Here is a 22,083-nt window from a genome sequence, read left to right as displayed (position 1 = left end):
AGGTCTGGCAGCCGCGCCCCGTCATGGGCGTTGGCCGCGCTGGCATCCCAGGTCCTGATCAGCCCATGCGCCCGGTCGATGCCGATGTGGTTCTTGTAGCCGAACATCGGGATGGCAAGATCGACCGGCTTGAACGCCGCAGGATCAGCACCCTCCTTCACCTTCGCCTTGGAGTATTTGACCGTCCAGCGCGCATCGCGGTCCTTCTGGCGGATCCTGGCGGGCTTCTCCTTCCAGCGCTCCGGGATCTTGCCCTCCTTTATCGCGGCCTTTTCCTCATCGCTATTGCGCTGCCTGGGCGCCGGCACCACGGTCGCATCGATGATCTGCCCGCCCATCGCCAGATAGCCGCGATCGGTCAGCACGGCATCGAAGCGCGCAAAGAGCTTGTCGATCGCCTTGGCCTTCACAAGCTGCTCACGAAACAGCCACACCGTGGTGGCATCAGGCACCTTGCCATCGAGCCCTAACCCCAGGAACCGCTGGAACGAGAGCCGGTCCTTGATCTGGAACTCTGCCGCCTCGTCCGAGAGCGAGTAGAGCGCCTGCAGCACCAGGATCTTGAACATCATCACCGGATCGAACGGCGGCCGGCCGCCTTTGCCACGATCGCTCCGCCTCAGCGCCACGATCAGCGGCCCGCGGAACACTTCAAAATCCACCACCCCCGCCAACCGCTCCAGCGGATCGCCCGCCGCGCTCAACGCCGCATACCGATCCGACAAATCAAAGAAACCCGGCTGACCAACCATCATCGCCTCCGCTCATCGCAGCGCAGAGTGAATCAGATCAGCGCATCAAAGGCGAGGGTTTTTCGAGGTGTCCAGTTCTTTTTCACCTATTTCCAGCCAGCGGTCCTCTTCGGACTGATCGTCTTCTGGTATTACGCCCCCAACGAATGGGCGCTGGCCTCGATCGGCATTGCCATCGGCCTCGGTTTCAAGGTGCTTCTACTCGGGCTCGAATGGGTCAATCCGCGCTACCGCAGCTGGCAGCTGACCTGGAAGGAATTCTGCACCGACCTGTTCTACGTCGGCCTCGGTTACACCTTCCTGCGCATGGTTGATGGCTATATCGGCGATGACGTGATGATCGAGGCGGTGCGAAACGCCTTCGACTGGGAGAAATTCAGCTGGTTTACCGGCCTGCCACTGCTGTTGCAGGCAATCCTGATCTCGATGATCTTCGATTTCGGCCAGTACTGGATGCATCGCGGGATGCACAACTGGTACCCGCTGTGGCTGACCCACGCCCCGCATCACTACATCACGCAGCTCAACATCAACAAGGGCGCGGTTGGCAATCCGATCGAGTTGTTTCTGATCGGGCTGGGAATCGGCGGATTCTTCGATTTCCTCCCGCGAGCCTTCCTGCTGGCTGGGGCGATCGGAATGGCGGTGTCAACCTACCAGCACATCAACGTGCGCTTCAACACGCCGCGTTGGTGGCGCTTCATCTTTAACACGGTAGAGCATCACTCGGTCCATCACTCGCAGGACTACGAGGCAACCCGCAGCAACTATGCCGGCACGTGGATCATCTGGGATCGCATCTTCGGCACCTGCGTCGATGGCGAAGCCGAACTGCTGGGAATGGAGGGCGGGCGCCGGATGGATATTGCCGAAACGATGCACTACCCCTTCACCGAAGGCTACCGAACCTTCCGCGCCTGGCTGAGTCGCCGTTTTGCCCTGCCGGCCAGCTCAACGCATCAGCCGGAACCGGCAGAGTGAAACGGCTCGGCGGATCGGAGCGATCGGCATGAGGCCTGCTTTGACCTATATCGAATGGCTCTGGCGCGCCGAGGGAGAAGTGCCGATCGACCCACCGCTGTCCGCGGCCGAGGCCTTTGCCCGGCTCGACCCGTTGTTCCGGACTCCCGACACGACCTACGCTGTAAAGGGCGATACCCTGACCTATGTGAAGCACAATCCTGCTGCACAGGACAAACTCGCCACCTTCACCAGCGGCACCATGCGTGTCGCGCGAAGCGAGGATGGCGCCGCAAAACTGGTGTTCAGCGTCAGGAGCAAGGCGCTGCTGATGGTGTTCCTCGCCCCGCTGCTGTTCCTCGCTTTTGCACAGGTCATGAGTGCCGCGAACGATTGGGAAAAGGCCGCGATGGAAGCCGAAAGGGCCGAAGCGAAAGCGGCTGGCAAGCTCAAGGATGACGACAAGGCGAAACCAAAGGCGGAACTCCATCCGCTCGACAAGATGCTCGGCGCGCCAGAGCCAGAAGATCCCTCCAAGAAGAAGGATGAGAACAAAGACAAGGAAAAATTCGAGACGACTCCGGCCTACGTCCTAGCTGGCATGTTCTTCTTGCTGTTCATCGTAGGCCGGGTGCTCGAACCCTGGCTGCTCAAGCGCACCCTGCGCGCCGCCCTCGCTTCTGCCCCATCCGATTCGGCGTACGCTGGTTCACAAGCCGAGCTTTGTTCAGGCACATCCTGACGTCGCGGCATTGCCGCTCGCCAGAACAGCAAATCTGCCCAAGCCCCTATAAAAGGGGAGAATTCGTCATGCTGTAGCGCCCCGATCAACACCTCCGCACGGGGATGGGCATATAAGTCAAATGGCGCATGGTGCACCTTTCATCAAAGCCACATCACTCATGTCATCAGCCGGCACCGTAGGGGAAGTGTGCAGGCGAACTGGATATAGCCGCGCGTAAGACGCGGGACAGCCAACCGCAGGAGAGGAACATTAAACCCATTTTCCGGGGGCTTTGATGAACATCTCCAGAAAGAAACCGATCCGACGCACCCTGCTTTCCACGACCCTGATGACCGGCCTGGCCACTTTTTCGCCCGCAGCGGCGATGGCGGCAGATGAAACCGTGCCGGATGCCGAACCCGAGGTACTCACCGCCAGCGCCGTCGCAGCCGCCGAAGCGCCGGACGAAGAAGCGATCCTCGTCACCGGCTCGCGACTTCGCCGCGATTCCAATCTCGAATCGCCCTCACCCGTTGTCAGCATCACCGCCGAAGGTTTCCGCGGTGAGCAGGAAGTGGCCGATGCGCTGCGCACTATTCCGGCCCTGTCCGCCTCGACCAGCGCAGCCCAGTCGGTCGCCGCGAGCGAAACTGGTGGTGGCGGCGCTGTTGGCGCGGCAACGCTCAACCTGCGCGGTCTCGGCGCGGAGCGCACGCTGGTGCTGGTCAATGGCCGCCGTCACGTCGCTGGTGTGGCCGAAACCTCCGTGGTCGACATCAACTCGATCCCATCCTCGCTTATCAGGCAGGTCGAAGTCCTCACCGGCGGCGCTTCGGCGGTCTATGGCGCGGACGCGGTGACCGGGGTCGTCAATTTCGTGCTCGATCGCGAGTTCGACGGGCTCGAGCTTGGTGCCAACGCTGGCCTTTCGACCGAAGGAGACGCCGGCAATTTTGACGGCTACATCAAATTCGGCAAGAATTTCGCCGATGGGCGCGGCAACATCACGCTGGTGGGGGACTATAGTTACGACAATGGCTTGCGCTTCGGCGACCGCACGCAGTTCCGCAACGGCAACATCGCCGATGACGGGCCCAACCCGGCGCTGCGCTTCCAGCGCGGCGATCTTGGGCCGGACACCCCGAATTTCAGCAACTTCTTCAATATCTCGCGCGGCTTCTATCCCTATGGCTTCGTGATCCCGCTGCCTGGCACCGCGCGCTACAACCAGATATTTCCCAGCGGCACGACACCCACAGCTGCCGAACAGGCGCTGATCGACCGCGCGCTCGCGGCCCCGACCCGCGCGATCGGCCCGCGGTATGGGTTCCAGATCACTTCGGCCGGTGGCATCATCATCCCGGCCGACTTCGCCGATCCCAATTCGGACATCGACCGAGACGGTCGCAGCGATTGCCTTGAAAGCTTCACCGGCTTCAACGGCCTGTTCGACTACAATGGCTTCGGCGCGCTGGGCGGGTGCTTCATAGCCACCGCCAACGGGATCGAGGTGCTCGATGATGATGGCCTGATCGCAGGCAATTTCAACGCCTTTGGCGGAGAGGGGAACATCTTCGACAACGGCGGCTATCTGGTCCCCAAGATCGAACGCTACGGGATCAACCTGCTCGCCGACTACGACATAAGCGACAGCGTGAATGCCTATTTCGAAGGCAAGTACTTCCGTCAGGAAACCACCTTCGGCACCAACCAGAACTCGTTCTACGATCTGCTCACGATTGCCCCTGACAATCCTTTCATTCCCGATGTGCTGCGCCCAATCTCGGATGCAGCGGGCGGGTTGTATATCACCCGCGACCCGACCGACCTCGGCCCGAACATCGACACCAACATTTCCGAAACCTTCCGCTTCGTCGCCGGGTTCAAAGGCAATCTTTCGGACGAAATCAGCTTTGACGTTTCGGGCAACTGGGGCCGGTATGATCTGAAGTCGATCAACCGCAACAATGTGCTGTATGATCGCTTCCTCGCCGCGATCGACGTGACGAGCGATGCGCGCGGAAACCCAGTCTGCCGCAGCGAGCTTAACCCCTCGGTGCGTTCGCCAGCCACCGTATTCGGTATCCCGACTGGCGACTTCGGCTATCTCACCTTCGTTCCGGGCCGGGGCGAATGCCGCCCGGCCAACCTCTTCGGAGTCGGTTCGATAAGCCAAGAAGCGGTGGACTTCATCACCACTACCACCATTAACACCTACCGTACCGAACAGCTGCAGATCACCGGCGTGATCGACGGCGATACCTCTGCCTTCTTCAACTTGCCTTATGACTCGATCCAGTTCGCTTTGGGTGCCGAGTATCGCGAGGAGAAGAGCCGTTCGATCTTCGATCCGTTGGTGCGCGGTATCCTGCCGGTGACCACGGTCGACGGCACCGCCGGCCAGTTCGTCGGGGATGCGCCGGGCTTCAATGGCCAGGGCTTCTCCCAGACCTCGCTAGCCACCCCGCCGGACGGATTCTTCCAGAACTCGGGCGGGAGGTATGACGTGGTCGAAGTGTTCGCCGAGCTGGGCACCACGCTGATCGAGGACGTGCCGCTTATCGACGAGCTGCGGCTGGAACTTGCCGGCCGCTATTCTGACTACAGCACCGTTGGCAGCGTGTTCACCTATGCGATCAACGGCTTCTGGTCGCCGATCGAGGACATCCGTGTGCGCGGCACCTACTCGCGCGCGGTGCGGGCGCCCAATATCTCGGAACTCTTCGCCCCGCCGCAGGCCGCCTTCTTCCGCCCGTTCGATCCCTGCGATCAGGCCGAGATCGACGCATTGGTGGCGGCCGGCGATCCGAATGTCCAGAACCGCATCAATAACTGCCGAGCAGACGGGATACCGCCTGGCTTTACAGATCCGCTCAGCGCCCGCTTTGCCGGAACGATTTCGGGCAATCCCAATCTGCGCGAGGAAACGGCCGACACCTACACCATCGGCATGGTGCTCCAGCCGCGCTTCATTCCGGGGCTGGCGATCACGGCGGACTATTACCATATCCGGATCGACGACGCGATCAGCACTATCGCTGCGCAGGACGTGGTCGACAACTGCTATGACAGCGCGACCTTCCCGAACGAATTCTGCAACAGCTTCACCCGTAACCGCGATCCGACATCGGCACAGTTCCTCGGCTTCACCTCGCTCAACCTGACCACCATCAACTTCGTGCGGATCGAGACCGCTGGTGTCGATGCCTCGCTGTCCTACACCACCACCATCGGCGATCACCGTCTGGGCCTTGCTGCTACCGCATCGTGGGTCGACAAGATCGATTTCTTCTTCGATCCCACCGATCTGTCGCGCATCGATCCTGAGCTGGGCGAGTTGCAGCGCCCCGAATGGTCGGGCCGGGCTACGGCGAGTTACGGGATAGGCGATTTCAATATCGACTACACCGTCACCTATCTCGGCAAGATGGCTCTCCGTGCAGTCGAGATCGAGACCTTCGAAGCGCAATTCGGACCTGCCGGCATCACCGACGAGACTTGGACGCACAGCATTGCGGCTTCGTATGACTTCACCGATTACGGGATCAAAGTGTTCGGCGGGGTCAACAACATCTCGAACGTGAAGCCCTTCATCACCGAACGGGCCTATCCGGTCAGCCCGGTCGGCCGCTCGGTGTTCCTCGGCCTGCGCTGGACGATGTAACTCCGCCTGCGCCTGACTCGGCAGGAGCCGGGGGCGTCAATGCGCCTCCCGGCTTTTTGCTGCCACCCGTCGCAGGGCATTGACGTAAACCTCGGGCGCCTGCGCACCGGGAATGATGAAGCGGCTGTTGATGATCATTGCCGGCACCCCAAAAATGTTGAGATCCCATGCCCGCTGCTCCTCGGCGATGACTCGCGCCTCAAGCTCGGGATCGTCGAGCGCGGCCTCGGCGGCTTTGCGGTGCAGCCCCGCCCCGACCGCGAGATCGAGCAGCACCGCGCGGTCAGACAGGTTGCGGCGCTGGTTGAAGTGCGCTCGGAACAGCGCAAGCTTCAGTTGCGTCTGCACCGCAGGTCCGGCCTGTTCGAGCGCCACGGCCAGCAGCTTGTGGCAATCGCGGGTGTTCCACATCATCGCCGGCGGGGTCTCGCCCTTCCCTTCCCATGACAGCGATACTCCTGCCTCTTCGGCAATCGTCTTCATCTGTTCGCGGATCCTTGCGCCTTCCTCTGCCGGGCGGCGATATTTCCGCTGAAGATGCGCCTCCTGCTCCTCGCCCTCGCGGGGCATGTCGGGATTGAGCTCGAACGGCCGCCAGCGAATCTCGGCGACGATCTCGCCGTTGAGCTGGTCCAGCGCCCTGCTGAGCTGGCCATAGCCGATCAGGCACCACGGGCACATGACATCGGAATAGATATCGATCGTCAGCCTGTCGGTCATTTGTCGAGCCACCAGGCGATCAGGTGATGCGCGATGGCAAAGGGGCGCGGGAAATAGAGCAGGTCTGTCCCTGCCGCGCCTGCCGCGCGCGCTTCCTCCAGCTCGGCGCGGGTGAACCAGCGCGCGTCCTCCAGCTCGGTGGAGTCGATCTTCAGCGTCGGATCATCGGCCACGCTGGTGCAGCCGATCATAAGCTGGCTCGGGAAGGGCCAAGGCTGGCTGGCGATGTAGCGAACATCGCGCACCTGCACACCCGCTTCCTCGCGGATTTCGCGCGCGACGGCTTCTTCGATGGTCTCGCCCGGCTCGACGAAGCCGGCGAGCGCGGAATACATCTTGGGCGGAAAGCGCGGTTGGCGCCCCAGCAGCAGGCGGCCGTCATGCTCGACCAGCATGATCGTCACCGGGTCGGTGCGCGGGAAGTGATCGGCGCCGCAATTGTCGCAATGGCGCTGCCAACCACCCTTGACGAGCTTCGTCGCCGAGCCGCAGCGGGCGCAGAAGCGGTGGCGCGCGTGCCAGTCGACAAGGCTGCGCGCTCCGCCGTAGATCGCGAGGTCTGCCGGCGCGAGCTGCTGCATGATCTGCCAGGCGCGTGGCATGGCATAAGCGGGGCCATCCGCACCCTCGGCCGGAACCGGGGCAAAACAGGCCTTGCCGTCGAGCAGCCCGAGAAACACCAGCTCCGCATCGGGCGCAACATCGGCAAGACTGCCCCAGACGAGGCCGCCCATGTCATCGACGCCGGGCAGCAGGCCGTCCATCACCAGCACCTTCGCGCGCCAGTCCATCAGCCCAGCCAGGGCATTGTCATCCACGCGGATATGATCGGCACGCTCGATCGGCGATCCGGCAAAAGCCATCGGCACGGAGCCTGACACAGGCAGATGCATCACGCCGCCTTCTCCATGCGCATGGCGGCCAGGTCGGCTTGCATCGCCGCGAGAAATTCGTCGCGGATCGGATAGGCCTCGGAGGGCATATACTGGGTGAACAGGGTCGAACGCAGACCAAGCCCGAAATCGACCGCAGCAAGCGTGCCTGCCGCCCCGCCCCAGCCGAAGGTCTGGCCGACCGAGCGTCCGCCGGCGCCGTGGCCCTGACCCTCCATCCAGCTCCCCTTGGTGTCGACCGTGGCGGGCAGCAGATCGGAAGTGCCCACCCGCACCGCCTCCTCGCTCATCACGCGCACGCCGTCGAGCATCCCGTAGCCGAGCAGCATCCGGAGGAAGCGGTCATAGTCCTTGGGGCTCGATACCAGCCCGCCGCCGCCTGCGGGCACTTCGGGCGGGTCGAGATAGATCGACGCCTGCCCCGGATCGAGCGGGAAGGGATTGCCACCGACAATCCCGCAATTGTCGGTCAGCCGATAGGCCTCGCTTTGCGGCACCTGCATCCATGTGCTGTTCATCCCGCACGGCTCGAAGATCCGCGCCTTCAGGAACGCCTCGAATTCCATCCCGCTCACCACTTCGATCACCCGTCCGAGCAGGTCGATGCTGCACGAATAGCTCCATCTGGTGGCCGGCTGATACATCAGCGGCAGGCTCGCGAGACGATCGGCCCAGGCCTCCAGCCCCGGTGCGGGGGTAACAGCGGGAAAGCCGGGAATCGGCATCCGGCTGACCCGACCGCCGACCAGACCGAGCTCATTATAGGCCTTGAGCAATGGCCCCTTGCTGATGATCTGGTAACCCAGCCCGGCGGTATGCGTAAGCAGCTGGCGGATGGTGATCGGTCGTTCGGCAGGAACGGTATTGTCCAGCGGGCCTTCGGGATCGACCAGCACCCGCATGTTGCGGAAGGCGGGCAGGATCTCGTGCAACGGCTGGTCAAGCCCCAGCTTGCCTTCGTCGATCAGGATCATGGTCGCCATGCCGGTGATCGGCTTGGACATCGAATAGATCCGATACAGCGCGTTTTCATCAACGGGCGTCGGTCTGGCAAACGAAAGCGTGCCGCCGCCAACCGTGTGGACGTGATGCTCCTGCCGCCAGCCGAAAGTCACCAGCAGATTGGCAACCTTGCGCTCGGACACATAACGGCTCGCCAGCGCGGCGACATTGGGCCAATCCTCGGCCCCGTCATGCGCCAGCAGCGCACGCCCGAAGGGCAGACCCGAAAGCACCGCGCCCCCGGCAAGCAGGGCGCTCTGCCGCAAGAGCGAGCGACGCGACAAGGCGGGCAGATCAAGGGCGGGGATCGACATGGGGCAGATTCTCCGAAGGCTGGCACCAGCCTGTCTGCGGCACGCCGCTGCAAGCGTCAATCGCCGGCAGACCCTGCGGTCTTGCAAAGCGGCGGTGTTCTATGCATATAAGACACATGCTCAATGTCTTGGCCTATGTCGTCGGCCTTGTCAGCCTGATTATCGTCATTCCGGCGCAGATCCCCTTGCTCGGCTAGGCCAACTGGCTCGCGCTGCCGCTGATCGTGATCGGGGTGATCATCGGCGCGCTCTCGTCGCGGGACGGCGGGCGCAATTTTTGCCTCATCGTGCTGCTGCTCGCGGCGCTGCGCCTGAGCATCGGCGGCGGGTTCATCTAGACCAGCGCGAGCGCTGCGGCCTTGGCGAACAAGCTTGCCAGCCCCGCATCCGCAATCCGGCTGACCGGCCACCACTGGCCCTCGCCCGGCACAGCCGCAGCGGTCTCCAGCGCTTTGACCTCCAGCGTCAGCCGGGCATGGGTGAACCCGTGCCGCACCGCGCCGAGACTGCGCCATGCGCCTTCTATCGGCGCTGTGCCCGAGCCATCGCGACGCGCAGTCCAACCATCGTCGGGCAGTGCGCGCATCCCGCCGAGCATGCCCGTGGTCGGACGCGTGACCAGCCAGACCTCCATCCCTTGCCGGCGCGTGATCCAGAACGCGGTGCCACGACGTTCGGGAACCGGCCGCTTGGGCGGCTTAACGGGCAAGCGCTCGGGTTCGCCTCGCTGTCGGCCCGCGCAGACATCGGTCAGCGGGCAAAGCAGGCAGCGCGGTGCCTTGGCGGTGCACAGGTCACTGCCAAGATCCATCATCGCTTGCGCGAAATCGCCCGCGCGACGCTCTGGCGTGATCGCATCGGCGGCGTCACGGATTGCCTTCCTCGCCCCCGGCAGCGGCGTGTCGATAGCGAACAGGCGGGCCACCACCCGCTCGACATTGGCATCGACCACCACCGCGCGCCGTCCGAAGGCGATCGCGGCAATCGCGGCGGCGGTGTAGTCGCCAAGCCCGGGCAGTGCGCGCAGCTCGGCCTCATTATCGGGAAACCCGCCCCGCTCCGCCACCACCCTTGCGCATTTCAGAAGGTTGCGGGCGCGCGAATAGTAGCCCAGCCCCGCCCATGCCGTCATGATGTCGCCCTCGGGCGCGGCCGCAAGGGCTTCGACCGAGGGCCAGAGCGACGTGAACTTCGCGAAATAGGGCTTCACTGCCGCCACGGTGGTCTGCTGAAGCATCACCTCGGACAGCCACACGCGATAGGGCCATGCCGGGTCGTCGGGCAGCGCGCTCTGCGGCGGCAGGCGCCAGGGCAGATCGCGGGCATGGGCGTCATACCAGGCGAGCAGCGTTTCGGAGATGCTGGCAGTCACGCCCCGCCTATGGCATGGCGGGCGGACAGATGGAAAGCGACAAGAAACCCAAACAATACACCCGCCCGCGCGGCCAAGGCGTACGCGCGATCGGCGATCTCATGCCGGAAATCGGCCGCACCGCCTTTCGCCGTTTCGGCTTCGTGCAGTCCTCTGTGGTCACCCGCTGGCCCGAAATCGTCGGCCCCCGGCACGCCCAAGTCTGCAGCCCCGAGGCGATCCGCTTTCCTCCGGGCGAAAAGGCCGAGGGCATCCTGCATCTGGTGGTGGCGCCGGCCCACGCGCCGCTGATCCAGCAGGTCGTTCCTGAGATCATCGAGCGGGTGAACCGCTTCTTCGGCTACAGGGCAGTGGCGCGGGTCAAGCTGCGGCAGGGTGCGGTCAACCCGGTGCAGGCTGACAAGCCGGCCAAGCCGCCGCCCTCGCTGAAGCCAATCCCGCTTGAACTGGGTGACAGTTTGCGCGACATCGGCGATCCCGAACTGCGCACGGTGCTCGAATCCCTTGCGCGCAGCCTCGACGAGCAAGACCGATCCAAGACCTGACACAGGACCTGACATGACCTTGCGTCCGCTATTCCTTCTTGGTGCCGCGCTCGCGGCTATCACCGCGCCGGTGGGCGCACAGCAGGATCTTGCCACTCCCGGCAGCGCCTTCGATGGCGCCGACCCGCAAGGCAACTGGAGCGCCTCGGTCCAGCGCACCGAACGCGGCCACCTGATCGGCAACCCCAAGGCCGAAACGCGGCTGATCGAGTTCGTCAGCTACACCTGCGGCCATTGCGCGAACTTCGCGATGCAGGGCGAGCCGGCGATGGACATGACGCTGCTGCTGCCCGGCAAAATGGCGGTTGAGGTGCGGCCGGTGATCCGCAACGCGCTCGATCTCACCATTTCACTGCTGGTGCAGTGCGGCGATCCCGCCGGCTTCAAGGAACGCCACCGCGCCTTCATGTATGGCCAGCGCCAGTGGATGGCCAAGGCGCAGAACGCCCCGCAGAGCCAGCAGCAGATCTGGATGCGCGCCGACAGGGCCAGCCGCATGAACGCCGCCAGCGCGCTCGGGTGGACCGACATGATGGTGCAGCGCGGCCAGTCGATCAGCGAGGTCAACGCCTGCATCATGAACGATGCCGCGGCCAAGAAGCTGATCGACAATGGCGAGGCGGATTTTGCCGATTTCGGGGTCAACGCCACGCCCAGCTTCGCGCTCGACAACAAGCTGCTTGACGAGGTGCACAGCTGGGAAGCGCTCTACCCGGTGCTCTCGGCGCGCTTTGCCGCCGTAGATGGCGACGCTGCGGCCAGGCCCTGACTGCGGATTTGTTCACAACTCTTGCGCCCGCCCCTTGATGCACTGGCAGGCGCGCGACTATCCATGTCATCCGCCCTAGCCTTGAGGATTGCCTGCCGATGAAACTCTCCCGTCCGTTCGCGCTCGCCCTGCTGGCTGCTGCCCCGTTGGCGCTGGCTGCGTGCAGCGATGACGCCACCTCTGGCGCTGTGGCCGAAGGCGAGGCCCTGCCGGCGATCACCGCCCCGCCGGGAAAGAGCTGGACCGAGATCGTCACCGTCACGCCGGAAGGCGGCTACATGATCGGCAATCCCGATGCGCCGCTCAAGCTCGTCGAATTCGCCTCGCACACCTGCAGCCATTGCGCGCACTTCGCCGTGACGGGCAAACAGCCGCTCAAGAGCAAATATGTCGCCAGCGGTGTTGTCAGTTTCGAACAGCGTGAAATCTTCCTCAATCCCTTCGACATCGTGATTGCGACCATGGCGCAGTGCGGGGCCAAGGAGCAGATGCAACCGCTCTCGGACGAAGTGTGGCAGAACCTCGAGCAGGTATTCACCGGCCTGCAGGGCAACCCTGCGGCGGTGCAGGCAGCGGGCGCTCTCCCGCCTGCGCAGCGCTTCGCCAAGGTCGCCGAAGTCACCGGGCTGCTGGAATTTTTCGCCGCGCGCGGCCTCAGTGCCGATCAGGCACGCACCTGCCTCACCGACACGACCAAGATCGACGCGATGGTCAAGGCCTCCGAAGCCCAGGCTAAGGAGTTCGGCGTGACCGGCACCCCGACCTTCGTGCTCAACGGCAAAAAGCTCGACGTCAACACCTGGGAGATGCTCGAACCGATCCTCCAGCGCGCCGGCGCGCGCTGACGGGCGCGGGGCAAGGCACCGGCCCGATGCAGATCCACCGGCTCAGGCTCAGCGGCTTCAAGAGCTTCGTCGAGCCGGCCGAACTGCGCATCGAACCGGGGCTGACCGGCGTGGTCGGCCCCAATGGCTGCGGCAAGTCCAATCTGCTCGAAGCGATCCGCTGGGTGATGGGGGAAACCTCGGCCAAGGCGTTGCGCTCGGGCGGCATGGAAGACGTGATCTTCGCGGGCACTTCCACCCGCCCCCCGCGCGACTTTGCCGAAGTGGTGCTCCACGCCGAGGATGACCGCGGCGAGGAGCTGGTCGTCACCCGCCGGATCGAACGCGGTGCGGGCAGCGCCTACCGCGTCAACGGCCGCGACGTGCGCGCCAGGGACGTCGCGCTGACATTCGCCGATGCGGCGACCGGCGCACACTCGCCTGCCCTTGTCAGCCAGGGCAAGATCGCCGCCGTGATCGCCGCCAAGCCCGCCGAGCGCCGCGCAATGCTCGAAGAAGCCGCCGGGATCGCCGGACTTCACGTGCGCCGCAGGGATGCCGAAAGCAAGCTGCGCGGCGCGGAAGCCAACCTCGCCCGTCTCGAAGACCTGATGGCCGGGCTTGACGCGCAGATTGCCTCGTTGAAGCGACAGGCCAAGCAGGCCGAGCGCTACACCGAGCTCACCCACAAGATCCAGATCGCCGAGGCCCGCATGCTGTTCGCCCGCTGGCGCGAGGCTGCCTTTGCCGCCAAGCAAGCGCGCGCCGCGGCGCACGGCGCCGAGGCCGCCGTGGCCGAAGCCCAGACCCGCGTGGCCGAGGCGCAGAAGGCCCAGGCCGAGGCCGCCCAGGCCCTCGCCGCAGCGCGCGACGAACTGGCAGACCGGCGCGACGATGCCAGCGCGCACGGCCACCGCATGGCCGCGCTCGCCGAAAAGCTCGAAGCGGCCGAGACGCGCCTCGCCGATCTCACCCGGCAGCAGACCCGGCTGGAAGAAGATCGCGCCGATGCCGACCGGCTGACCAGCAGCGCGGTCGAGGCGCTGGCGCGGCTCGATGCCGAAGTCACCGCCAGCCGCGCTGCGGTGGCCGAGGCCGAGGCCGCCCGCCCTGCGCTGGCCAGCCGCGCCGAGGATGCCGAACGCGCCAGTCGCGCCGCCGAGCTTGCGCTCGCCAAGGCGACCGCCGATCACGCCGGGGTCGAAGCCGAATGGCGCGTCGCCGAAGCGGCGGTGGAGCAGGCGAGCGCGCGGCTTGCCCAAATCGAGGCCGAGATCGCGCGGCTTGCCCGCATTCGCGCCGAACTCGCTGCCAGCGGTGATGCAGAGGCCGAAGTTCTTGCCGCGCGGCAGGCTGCCGAGAGCGCGGCGAGCAACCTTTCGGCGCTGCGCGAAAGGCTCGCGGCCGATCAGGCGCGCAAGGGCGAATTGCAGGCCGCGCGCGACGAGGCAGCGGCCCGGCTCGCCACCACCCGCGCCGAACTCGCCGGGATCGAGCGCGAGCATACCGCGCTCGCCCGTGACCGCGAGGCACGTGCCAGGCGCGAGGCCGGACGACAGGGGCTGGCCTGCGCGCTCGACAAGGTCAGCGTCTCACCCGGCTATGAACGCGCGCTCGCCGCGGTGCTGGGGCGCGACGGCAAATCGCCGCTCGGTGCGCCCGCCAGCGCGCAGGATGGGCGCTTCTGGACCGGCACCAGCGCCGCCCCAACCGCTGTCCCCGACAGCCTGCTCGCGCACCTCAGGGATTGTCCTGCGGAACTGACCGCGCGACTGGCGCTGGTCCATTTTGTCGAGGCCGACGACGGCCGCTCGCTCGCGCCGGGCGAATGGCTGGTGACGCGCGCGGGGCACTTGCGCCGCTGGGACGGGTTCATTGCCCGTGGCGAGGGGGCGGCAGAAGCAGCCCAGCTCGAAGCCGCCAACCGCTTCGCCGAGCTGGAAGCCGCCCTTGCGCCCCTGCGTTCTGCTGTCGCTGCCGCCGAAGCCGAGGACACCGCGGTGCGCGAGGCGCTCTCGTCCTTGCAGACCGCACTTGTGGCACAAGAGCGGGCTGTCGCCGGGGCGGTCGAGGCCGAGCGTCAGGCGCTACGGCGGCTCGATCAGGCCGAAGCGGCAAAGGAACGCCTTGCCGCGCGGCTTGCCGAACTGGCCGCAAGCGCGGGCGAGCTGAACATCCAGCGCACCGCCGCCAGGGCCGATCTCGAAGCTGCCGAGACGGCGCGCGCGCGCCTGCCCGCGCGCGATGCCGGGCGCGCGGCGCTGGAAGCGGCGCAGGCCAGGAACGCCGCCGCGCGTGCCGCGCTACAGGCCGCGCTGGCCCAGCTGGCTGCGCAGGATCAGGCCCTCGCCGTCGCGCGCGAGCGGCTTGCCGCGCAGCAGGCCGAGCAGAGCGGGTGGAAGGCGCGAGCGAGCGATGCCGAGCGCCGCGTGGCCGAGGCCGCTCGCCGCTTGGCCGAAATCGCCGAGGAACGCGCGCTCCATGCGGGCAAGCCGGCTGCAATCACCGCGGAGATCGAGGCGGGCGAGGCCACCCGCACGCGGCTGACCGCGCAACTCGCACAAGCAGAGGCCGCGATGCGCGAAGCCGAGGCGCGCAGCCGCGCTGCCGACAGCGAACTTGCGACCCGTACCGAGGCGCTCGCTCAGGCGCGCGAGGGCCGCGCCAGCCTTGCCGCGCGCGCCGAGAACGAGGAATCGCGCCGTGCCGAACTGGCCCGCATTTGCGGTGAACGCTTCCAGTGCCCGCCACCCCTGCTGGGCGAGCGCTTCGGCTTTGCCGAGGAAGATATCCAAGCCGCCAGCAGCGAATCCGAGGAACTCGAACGCCTCACCGCTCAGCGCGAGCGGATCGGGCCGGTCAACCTTGTCGCCGCCGACGAGCTGGCGCGGATCGAGAGCGAACACAGCGCCAGCACGCAGGAGCAGGCCGAACTGGTCGAAGCCATTGCGCGACTGCGCGGATCGATCGGCAGCCTCAACCGCGAAGGCCGCGAGCGGCTGCGCGCCGCCTTCGCCGAGGTTGACGGTCATTTCCGCGTCCTCTTCACCCGTCTGTTCGAGGGCGGACAGGCACATCTCGCGCTGGTTGACAGCGACGATCCGCTCGAGGCGGGGCTGGAGATCTACGCCCAACCGCCGGGCAAGCGGCTGCAATCCCTCTCGCTGCTATCGGGTGGAGAGCAGGCGCTCACGGCAACCGCGCTGATCTTCGCGCTGTTCCTCACCAACCCCGCGCCGATCTGCGTACTCGACGAAGTCGATGCGCCGCTTGACGATGCCAATGTGGAACGCTTCTGCGACCTGCTCGACTCGATGGTCCGCACGACCACGACGCGCTATCTGATCGTCACCCACAACGCGGTGACGATGAGCCGGATGCACCGCCTGTTCGGAGTGACGATGGCGGAAAAGGGCGTGTCGCGCCTCGTCAGCGTCGACCTCGGTGAGGCCGCGCTGATGGCGGCGGAGTAGAGCGGCCTAGGCCTCCAGCGCTGCCGCCAGCCTGGCCCGCACGGCCTTGAGACCGGCAATCACCTCGGCGATGTCCGGCCCTTCGCTCACCATCAGGCGCACGCCGGGGGCGTCGCCCTGTTCGGCATCGGCGCGGCGATCGCCGGCGCGGCGGTCTTCCTGGCGAGGATCATGGGCGGACTTTGCCGCCGCGCGCAGCACCGCTTCGGCCCCCTTCAGGGTATAGCCCTCGCGGTTGACCAGCCGGTCGATCGTCTCGACCATCGCGATGTCGCTGGGGCGGTAGTAGCGCCGCCCGCCGCTGCGCTTCAGCGGGCGCAGCAGCGGGAACTGCGCTTCCCAATAGCGCAGCACATGGGGCTTGATGCCGAGCGCCTCGCTGACTTCGCCGATGGTGCGCAGCGCGCCCTCATCTTTCCCGTCATCGAACAAGGCCATCAGCCTTTACCTTTCGTGCTGTCGATCACCCCTTGGCGATGCGTTCCTTGAGCAGCTGGCTGGCCCGGAAGGTCATCACCCGCCGCGGGGTGATCGGCACTTCGACCCCAGTCTTGGGATTGCGGCCGATCCGCTCGTTCTTGTCGCGCAGAACGAAGCTGCCGAAACCGGAGATCTTGACGTTTTCGCCGCGGGCGAGCGCGTCGCTCATCTTGCCAAGGATCGCTTCTACCAATTGAAGCGACTCCGCCCGGCTCAAGCCCATCTTGCGGTTGATCGTTTCCGCCAGATCGGCGCGAGTGAGTGTCCCTACCGAACGCATCATGCGCTTTCTCCTTCGTGGCGCGACCCATCGAAGACCCAAAGCTTACTATATTCCGTCGCCTTTGCAATGCGATGGACTGGGCAAGCTTGAGTTTTCAGCAATTGTGTTAGCCAAAACTTGCGCAAATCGCAGCCCGATCACATGCGGATCAGGCTTGCCCCCCAAGTGAACCCGCCGCCCATCGCTTCGAGCATGACGAGATCGCCGGACTTGATTCGCCCGTCCTTGCGCGCGACATCGAGCGCGAGCGGCACCGAGGCGGCCGAGGTGTTGGCGTGGCGATCGACCGTGACAATCACCTTTTCGGGCGCGATCCCGAGCTTGCGCGCGGTCGCATCAAGAATCCGGGCATTGGCCTGATGCGGCACAACCCAGTCGATATCGCTCGCGGAAAATCCTGTTTCGGCAAGAACTTCCATGAGCACATCGGAAAGATTGACCACCGCGTGGCGAAACACTTCGGAGCCCCGCATACGCACGTGGCCGACAGTCTGCGTGCTCGACGGGCCGCCATCGACATAGAGCAGATCGTGCTGTGCCCCGTCGGCGTGGAGTTTGCTGGCGATGATCCCCGGCGCATTCCGGTCGGGATGTTCGGCCGAAGGCGCTTCCAGCACCACCGCCCCGGCCCCGTCGCCGAACAGCACGCAGGTGGTGCGGTCTTCCCAGTCGAGAATGCGGCTGAAGGTTTCCGCGCCGATCACCAGCGCGCGCTTGGCCATGCCGGTGCGCAGCAACGAATCCGCCGTGGCAAGGGCGTAGAGAAAGCCCGAGCACACCGCCGCGACATCGAAGGCGATCCCGCCATTGCAGCCAAGCGCCGCTTGCACCTTGGTGGCGGTGGCGGGAAAGGTGTTATCCGGCGTTGCGGTGGCGAGCACGATCAGCCCGATACTCGCGGCATCGACCCCCGCATCCGCCAGAGCGGCGCGGGCTGCCGCGGTGGCAAGCGTCGCGGTGGTCTCGCCCTCGCCGGCGATATGGCGCTGGCGGATCCCGGTTCGCGTGACGATCCACTCGTCCGAGGTATCGACCCGCTCCGCGAGCTGGGCGTTGGTCACGACCTGCCGCGGCAGCGCCGAGCCCGTGCCGAGCAGTCGCGATCCGCTCACGCCTCGGCCTCACTGCTCTTGGTGCTGCGGCCATTGCCACCGTGGGCGAAGGCTTCCTGTCCGAGTTCGGCCAGGTCATGCGCGATCCGCTCGGTCAGCTTGTTCTTGAGCAGGCGTGCGGCCACCGCAACCGCATTGGCGACGCCCTTGGCATTGGCGCTGCCGTGGCTCTTGACCACCACGCCGTTCAGACCGAGGAACACCGCGCCATTGTGGTTGTTGGGATCGAGATGATGCCTGAGCAGCTCGGTCGCCGGGCGCGAAACCAGAAAGCCGATCTTCGAGCGCAGCGAGGAGGTGAAGGCCTGCCGCAGCAGATCGGTGACGAAGCGCGCCGAACCCTCGATCGCCTTGAGCGCGATATTGCCGGAAAACCCGTCAGTCACCACCACATGGGTCTCGCCGCGGTTGATCTTGTCGCTTTCGACGAAGCCGTCGAAGTGCAGCGCCAGACCGCCACCGGCCGAAGCCGCAGTGAGCATGGCCGCCGCATCGCGCAGTTCCTCGGTGCCCTTGATTTCCTCGGTGCCGATGTTGAGCAGCCGCACAACCGGCTTGTCGAAACCGTTGACGATCCGCGAATAGGCCGCACCCATCACCGCGAACTGGGCCAGGTTGCGCGCATCGGCCTCGGTATTGGCGCCGAGATCGAGCATCACCACGTCATGCTCCTGCAAGGTCGGCATGATCGCGGCGAGCGCCGGGCGATCGATCCCCGGCATGGTGCGAAGCGCGATCTTGCTCATCGCCATCAGCGCCCCGGTATTGCCTGCGCTGACCGCAGCCCCAGCATCGCCGGTCTTCACGGCATTGACGGCAAGCCCCATGCTGGTGGTCTTGGCGCGGCGGATCGCGCGGCTGGGCAGCTCGTCGCCGCCCACGACGCCGTCGCAGTGGAGGATTTCGGATGCTCTGCGCAGGTTCGGGTGGTTGTCGAGCGCGGCGGCGATGCGCGGCTCGTCACCCACCAGCAGGAACTTGAACTCGTCGTGCCGGCGGCGGGCGAGCGCCGCACCTTCGACCATCACGCGCACACCTTCATCACCGCCCATCGCATCGACAGCGATACGCGGCAGGCTCATGGTGTTCCTCTCCGGTCTATCTTTGGGGCCAGCGGCAATCAGCCGACGGCGATAACCTGACGACCGTTGTAGTAGCCGCAGTGGCCGCAGATGTTGTGCGGGCGCTTCAGCTCACCGCAGTTCGGGCATTCGTGAAACGCCTCGACCTTGAGAGCATCATGCGAACGCCGCATGCCACGACGGGAAGGCGATACTTTTCTCTTGGGGACAGCCATGGCGGCACCAATTCCTCAAATAAACAACGTGCGCGCCACCACCGATCAAATGGGTGCGCCTGCGATTCTCGAAGGCCGCCCTTACGGCAAGGAGCGCGCGCGCACAAGCAACAAGCAGTTGCGGGTTTTCCTTGCCCAGCAGCGGCGGGAAGGCGCGCGCTATAGCGGAAAAATCGCGCGTTGCAACCCGACTCGGGCCAGCCTAGTCAGAGGCGCGGACCATCAAGGGGATTTCGTCAATGACCGTGCTTCCCGTAACCCTCGCTGCTGCTGCCGCGGCCGCCGTGCTCAACCTCTGGCTATCGATCCGCATCGGCGCAGTACGCCGCGCGCTCGGCATCAGCGTCGGCGACGGTGGGAGCGAGGCGCTCCAGCGGCGGATGCGCGCCCAGCTCAACTATGTCGAGAACACCGCTTTCGTGCTGGTGCTGATCGCCGCGATCGAACTGGCCGGCGCGGGCAGCTTCTGGCTGGCCTATGTAGCGGCCGCCTATTTCATCGGCCGGGTGTTGCACGGCTTCGGCATGGACGGCGGCAACTGGGGCTGGGGCCGAATGGTCGGCACGCTGGTGACGATGCTGACCCTGCTGGGACTCGCGGTGGTGGCGGCGCTGGCAAGCGCGGGGGTGATGTGATCGGCCGAAGCAAGGGCCGCAAGGCCGACCGGCCGCCCGCAAGTGCCCGTAGCGCAGCGGAGGAACGGCACCAGGGACGACCCCGTGCGAGGCGGGGTCGCAATCAGGAAAGCGCGTAATCGCTCACAAACGCATTGGTCTTGCGCTCGCGCCCGAAGGTGCTGGTCGGGCCGTGGCCGGGGATGAACGTCACGTCCTCGCCAAGCGGCCAGAGGCGCTGGGTAATCGAATTGATCAGATCCTGATGATTGCCGCGCGGGAAGTCGGTGCGGCCGATGCTCCCTTGGAACAGCACGTCGCCGACAATCGCGAAGCGGCTGGGTGCGTGGTAGAACACCACGTGGCCGGGGGTGTGACCGGGGCAGTGGATCACGTCGAGCGTCAATTCGCCCACCTTTACCGTGTCGCCGTGCTTGAGCCAGCGGGTTGGCGTGAAGCTCTTGGCGACCATCCCCCAGCGCTGGCCGTCTTCGTCCAATCGGTCGATCCAGAACCGGTCATCCTCATGCGGGCCCTCGATCGGCAGGCCCAGCTCTTCAGCCAGCATCCCGGTCTGCCCGCAATGATCAAGGTGCCCGTGGGTGACGAGCAGCTTTTCGAGGCTAACGCCCGCCTTGGCGACGGCCTGCTTCAAATTATCGAGATCCCCGCCGGGATCGACCAGCGCGCCTTTCATCGTCCTGGTGCACCAGATCAGCGAGCAGTTCTGCTGGAGCGGCGTCACCGGAATTATCGCGGCGCGCATGGGAAGCTTGGCTGGAGGCGTGGTTTGGTCGGTCATGGGTGCGGGCTTAAATCTTCCCCCCCTTCCACACAACCCGGCCGATGATCGTCACCGCGTCCGTAGCCACTTCGACCGGCGGATAGGCGAGGTTCTGCGACAAGAGCGCGATCCGCCCCGGCCCGGCGCTGGCGACACGCTTGACCATCAGCGCATCATCCACACGCACCACATGGATGCCGTCGCGGAACGGACGGGGGCTGCAATCGACGAGGATTTCGTCGCCGTCGTTGAGCAGCGGCTCCATTGAGTCCCCCTCGACCCGGATCGCGCAGAGCCGGGCGTTTTCCAGCCCCTGCTCCGCCAGCCAGCGGCGCGAGAAACGGAAGGTGTCGAAGGCAGCCTCGGCGCCTGCCACGCGCCCTGCCCCGGCGGCGGCGCCGACATCGAGCCGCGGCACCTCCAACCACGCCCCGGCATCCCGCCCAGCGGTCCTTTCATAGGATTTTTCCTGCGGCTCGCGCAGCTCGTCCTCGTTGACTCCGAAGAACCGCGCGAGCGTCGCGCGGTCCTGCTCCTCCAGCTTGCGGGGCGAACCTTTGCGAATGAATTGCTGGAGATAGGATGGATTCCGTCCAAGCATCTCAGATAGAGCGGCAAGGCTGACCCCCCTGTCACGCGACAATTCCAGCAGCCGCGCACGCGGTCCATCAAGGTTTCGGGCGGGGTTTTGAGAGGGGGTAACCATGAATATATCCTACACGTAGGATTTTTCCTAGACAAGTAGGAAATGCAGTGAAACATATCAGGAACATCGGGCGATTCGCCCGGTTTCGATGCCACCGCCAATACGCCCAAACGGAGGTCAAACCATGCTGCTGCGAACAATCGAAACCTTTTTGCGGACGTACAACCTGCCCGCCACCAAGTTCGGGCGGCTCGCCGCGCATGATCCGCGCTTTGTGCTCGACCTGCGCATGGGGCGCACCCCCCGGCGCGAAACCGAGCTGCGCACCCGCGCCTGGATGCAGGGCTATGCCGATCGCGCTGCGGCTGAACAGAAGGAGATCGCATGATGCTGACCGAGAGCCACCGCGATCCTTTCGCCCATGCCTTTGCCGATCTCGATGCGATCGAGGTGAAATCGCTCGCCGCCACCTTCCGCCCGCGCCGCACCACCGCCGACCGCGTGCGCGCTGCGCTCGCTGCGCTGGCGCAGGGCCATGGCACCGTGCTTGCTCATGAGGAAAAGGCCTGGGCCTCGATCACCTTCTCCGGCACGCGGCACGAGGTGGTGCTGGAATTCTGCGGCCCCGAGGCAGTGGCCGGCGGGGAAGAGCTGATCGAGCGCCTGCCCGATCACGAATTCGTCCTGCCCGGCCAGCTGGTCGCCGATGCCACCATCACCAAGGTCGATCATCGCTTCGGCGCGATGGAGCGGCTTGAAGTCACGGCCGTCCTGCTGCTGCTGGAGGAGGGGTGAGTTTTCCGGGCTTCCGCAGGCCCCTGCGGTCCTGCATCTCCGGTGCAGCTCCTCCGCTTC

Annotated in this window: 22 protein-coding genes; 10 read left to right on the top strand and 12 right to left on the bottom strand. The window is 65.5% G+C overall.

Translation table 11 applies throughout. The annotated features are described in order from the left end of the window. A partial coding sequence (locus BZF61_RS01775) for an IS5 family transposase (protein WP_086616887.1) occupies positions 1–752 on the bottom strand: 752 nt, incomplete at its 3' end. A 27-nt stretch (positions 753–779) separates the two neighbouring features. Between BZF61_RS01775 and BZF61_RS01770 the strand changes: the two genes are divergently transcribed. The 3 genes from BZF61_RS01770 to BZF61_RS01760 all read left to right on the top strand — a co-directional run bounded on the left by BZF61_RS01770 (position 780) and on the right by BZF61_RS01760 (position 6,100). After that, positions 780–1,733: a sterol desaturase family protein gene (locus BZF61_RS01770; RefSeq protein WP_245804455.1), complete on the top strand. Its 954-nt coding sequence runs from the start codon at positions 780–782 to the stop codon at positions 1,731–1,733. Positions 1,734–1,773: 40 nt separating this feature from the next. Then, the gene (locus BZF61_RS01765) at positions 1,774–2,454 is read left to right on the top strand and encodes a hypothetical protein (RefSeq protein ID WP_086616885.1); all 681 of its coding nucleotides are present in this window, start codon (positions 1,774–1,776) and stop codon (positions 2,452–2,454) included. Between the two features lie 331 nt (positions 2,455–2,785). Further along, positions 2,786–6,100, top strand: coding sequence for a TonB-dependent receptor domain-containing protein (locus tag BZF61_RS01760; RefSeq protein WP_158094045.1), 3,315 nt, complete (start codon positions 2,786–2,788; stop codon positions 6,098–6,100). Between the two features lie 36 nt (positions 6,101–6,136). Here the strand turns inward: BZF61_RS01760 and BZF61_RS01755 are convergent, their stop codons facing one another. The 4 genes from BZF61_RS01755 to BZF61_RS01735 form a co-directional block, all read right to left on the bottom strand. Continuing rightward, positions 6,137–6,820, bottom strand: a complete 684-nt coding sequence (locus BZF61_RS01755; RefSeq protein WP_086616883.1) for a DsbA family oxidoreductase — start codon at positions 6,818–6,820, stop codon at positions 6,137–6,139. Next, positions 6,817–7,713 carry an NAD(+) diphosphatase gene (nudC, locus tag BZF61_RS01750; protein ID WP_211276698.1) on the bottom strand — a complete coding sequence of 299 codons (897 nt, stop codon included), beginning with the start codon at positions 7,711–7,713 and terminating at the stop codon, positions 6,817–6,819. The genes BZF61_RS01755 and nudC overlap by 4 nt, the downstream gene beginning before the upstream one ends. Continuing rightward, positions 7,713–9,029, bottom strand: coding sequence for a serine hydrolase domain-containing protein (locus BZF61_RS01745; protein ID WP_086616882.1), 1,317 nt, complete (start codon positions 9,027–9,029; stop codon positions 7,713–7,715). Before BZF61_RS01745 ends, nudC begins: the two co-directional genes overlap by 1 nt. A 334-nt stretch (positions 9,030–9,363) precedes the next feature. After that, positions 9,364–10,401, bottom strand: coding sequence for an A/G-specific adenine glycosylase (locus BZF61_RS01735; RefSeq protein WP_086616881.1), 1,038 nt, complete (start codon positions 10,399–10,401; stop codon positions 9,364–9,366). Between the two features lie 14 nt (positions 10,402–10,415). Between BZF61_RS01735 and BZF61_RS01730 the strand changes: the two genes are divergently transcribed. From BZF61_RS01730 to BZF61_RS01715, 4 genes are all read left to right on the top strand, one after another. Continuing rightward, positions 10,416–10,946 carry a DUF721 domain-containing protein gene (locus BZF61_RS01730; RefSeq protein ID WP_086616880.1) on the top strand — a complete coding sequence of 177 codons (531 nt, stop codon included), beginning with the start codon at positions 10,416–10,418 and terminating at the stop codon, positions 10,944–10,946. A gap of 13 nt (positions 10,947–10,959) precedes the next feature. After that, positions 10,960–11,715, top strand: a complete 756-nt coding sequence (locus BZF61_RS01725; protein WP_086616879.1) for a DsbA family protein — start codon at positions 10,960–10,962, stop codon at positions 11,713–11,715. Positions 11,716–11,813: 98 nt separating this feature from the next. Then, a complete protein-coding gene (locus BZF61_RS01720; protein WP_086616878.1) occupies positions 11,814–12,560 on the top strand; it encodes a thioredoxin domain-containing protein in 747 nt (248 codons plus the stop codon). 26 nt (positions 12,561–12,586) lie between these two features. Continuing rightward, a complete protein-coding gene (locus tag BZF61_RS01715; RefSeq protein ID WP_086616877.1) occupies positions 12,587–16,012 on the top strand; it encodes a chromosome segregation SMC family protein in 3,426 nt (1,141 codons plus the stop codon). Positions 16,013–16,018: 6 nt separating this feature from the next. On the opposite strand, the gene BZF61_RS01710 is transcribed toward BZF61_RS01715, so the two are convergent. The 5 genes from BZF61_RS01710 to rpmF form a co-directional block, all read right to left on the bottom strand. Next, complete coding sequence (locus BZF61_RS01710) at positions 16,019–16,450, bottom strand: MerR family transcriptional regulator (RefSeq protein ID WP_086616876.1); 432 nt, start codon at positions 16,448–16,450, stop codon at positions 16,019–16,021. A 25-nt stretch (positions 16,451–16,475) separates the two neighbouring features. After that, positions 16,476–16,775 carry an integration host factor subunit alpha gene (locus BZF61_RS01705; protein ID WP_211276693.1) on the bottom strand — a complete coding sequence of 100 codons (300 nt, stop codon included), beginning with the start codon at positions 16,773–16,775 and terminating at the stop codon, positions 16,476–16,478. Between the two features lie 137 nt (positions 16,776–16,912). Beyond that, positions 16,913–17,887 (bottom strand): beta-ketoacyl-ACP synthase III, encoded by a 975-nt coding sequence (locus BZF61_RS01700; protein ID WP_086616875.1) that lies wholly within the window; start codon positions 17,885–17,887, stop codon positions 16,913–16,915. Then, positions 17,884–18,969, bottom strand: coding sequence for a phosphate acyltransferase PlsX (gene plsX, locus BZF61_RS01695; RefSeq protein ID WP_086616874.1), 1,086 nt, complete (start codon positions 18,967–18,969; stop codon positions 17,884–17,886). Before plsX ends, BZF61_RS01700 begins: the two co-directional genes overlap by 4 nt. A 38-nt stretch (positions 18,970–19,007) precedes the next feature. Next, the gene (rpmF, locus tag BZF61_RS01690) at positions 19,008–19,184 is read right to left on the bottom strand and encodes a 50S ribosomal protein L32 (RefSeq protein WP_086616873.1); all 177 of its coding nucleotides are present in this window, start codon (positions 19,182–19,184) and stop codon (positions 19,008–19,010) included. Positions 19,185–19,423: 239 nt separating this feature from the next. Between rpmF and BZF61_RS01685 the strand changes: the two genes are divergently transcribed. Continuing rightward, positions 19,424–19,819: an MAPEG family protein gene (locus tag BZF61_RS01685; protein WP_086616872.1), complete on the top strand. Its 396-nt coding sequence runs from the start codon at positions 19,424–19,426 to the stop codon at positions 19,817–19,819. 103 nt (positions 19,820–19,922) lie between these two features. On the opposite strand, the gene BZF61_RS01680 is transcribed toward BZF61_RS01685, so the two are convergent. Further along, on the bottom strand, positions 19,923–20,564 hold the full coding sequence (locus BZF61_RS01680) for an MBL fold metallo-hydrolase (RefSeq protein ID WP_086616934.1): 642 nt from the start codon (positions 20,562–20,564) through the stop codon (positions 19,923–19,925). Positions 20,565–20,610: 46 nt separating this feature from the next. After that, complete coding sequence (locus BZF61_RS01675; protein WP_086616871.1) at positions 20,611–21,288, bottom strand: LexA family transcriptional regulator; 678 nt, start codon at positions 21,286–21,288, stop codon at positions 20,611–20,613. Between the two features lie 124 nt (positions 21,289–21,412). Between BZF61_RS01675 and BZF61_RS01670 the strand changes: the two genes are divergently transcribed. Together BZF61_RS01670 and BZF61_RS01665 are read left to right on the top strand one after the other, a co-directional pair. Next, complete coding sequence (locus tag BZF61_RS01670) at positions 21,413–21,616, top strand: hypothetical protein (RefSeq protein ID WP_086616870.1); 204 nt, start codon at positions 21,413–21,415, stop codon at positions 21,614–21,616. Next, positions 21,613–22,023 (top strand): hypothetical protein, encoded by a 411-nt coding sequence (locus BZF61_RS01665; protein WP_086616869.1) that lies wholly within the window; start codon positions 21,613–21,615, stop codon positions 22,021–22,023. The genes BZF61_RS01670 and BZF61_RS01665 overlap by 4 nt, the downstream gene beginning before the upstream one ends. Positions 22,024–22,083 lie beyond the last annotated feature (60 nt).

The sequence above is a fragment of the Erythrobacter tepidarius genome (assembly GCF_002155695.1).
GTDB lineage: Bacteria > Pseudomonadota > Alphaproteobacteria > Sphingomonadales > Sphingomonadaceae > Erythrobacter > Erythrobacter tepidarius.
This window is presented reverse-complemented; position numbering and strand designations above follow the sequence as displayed.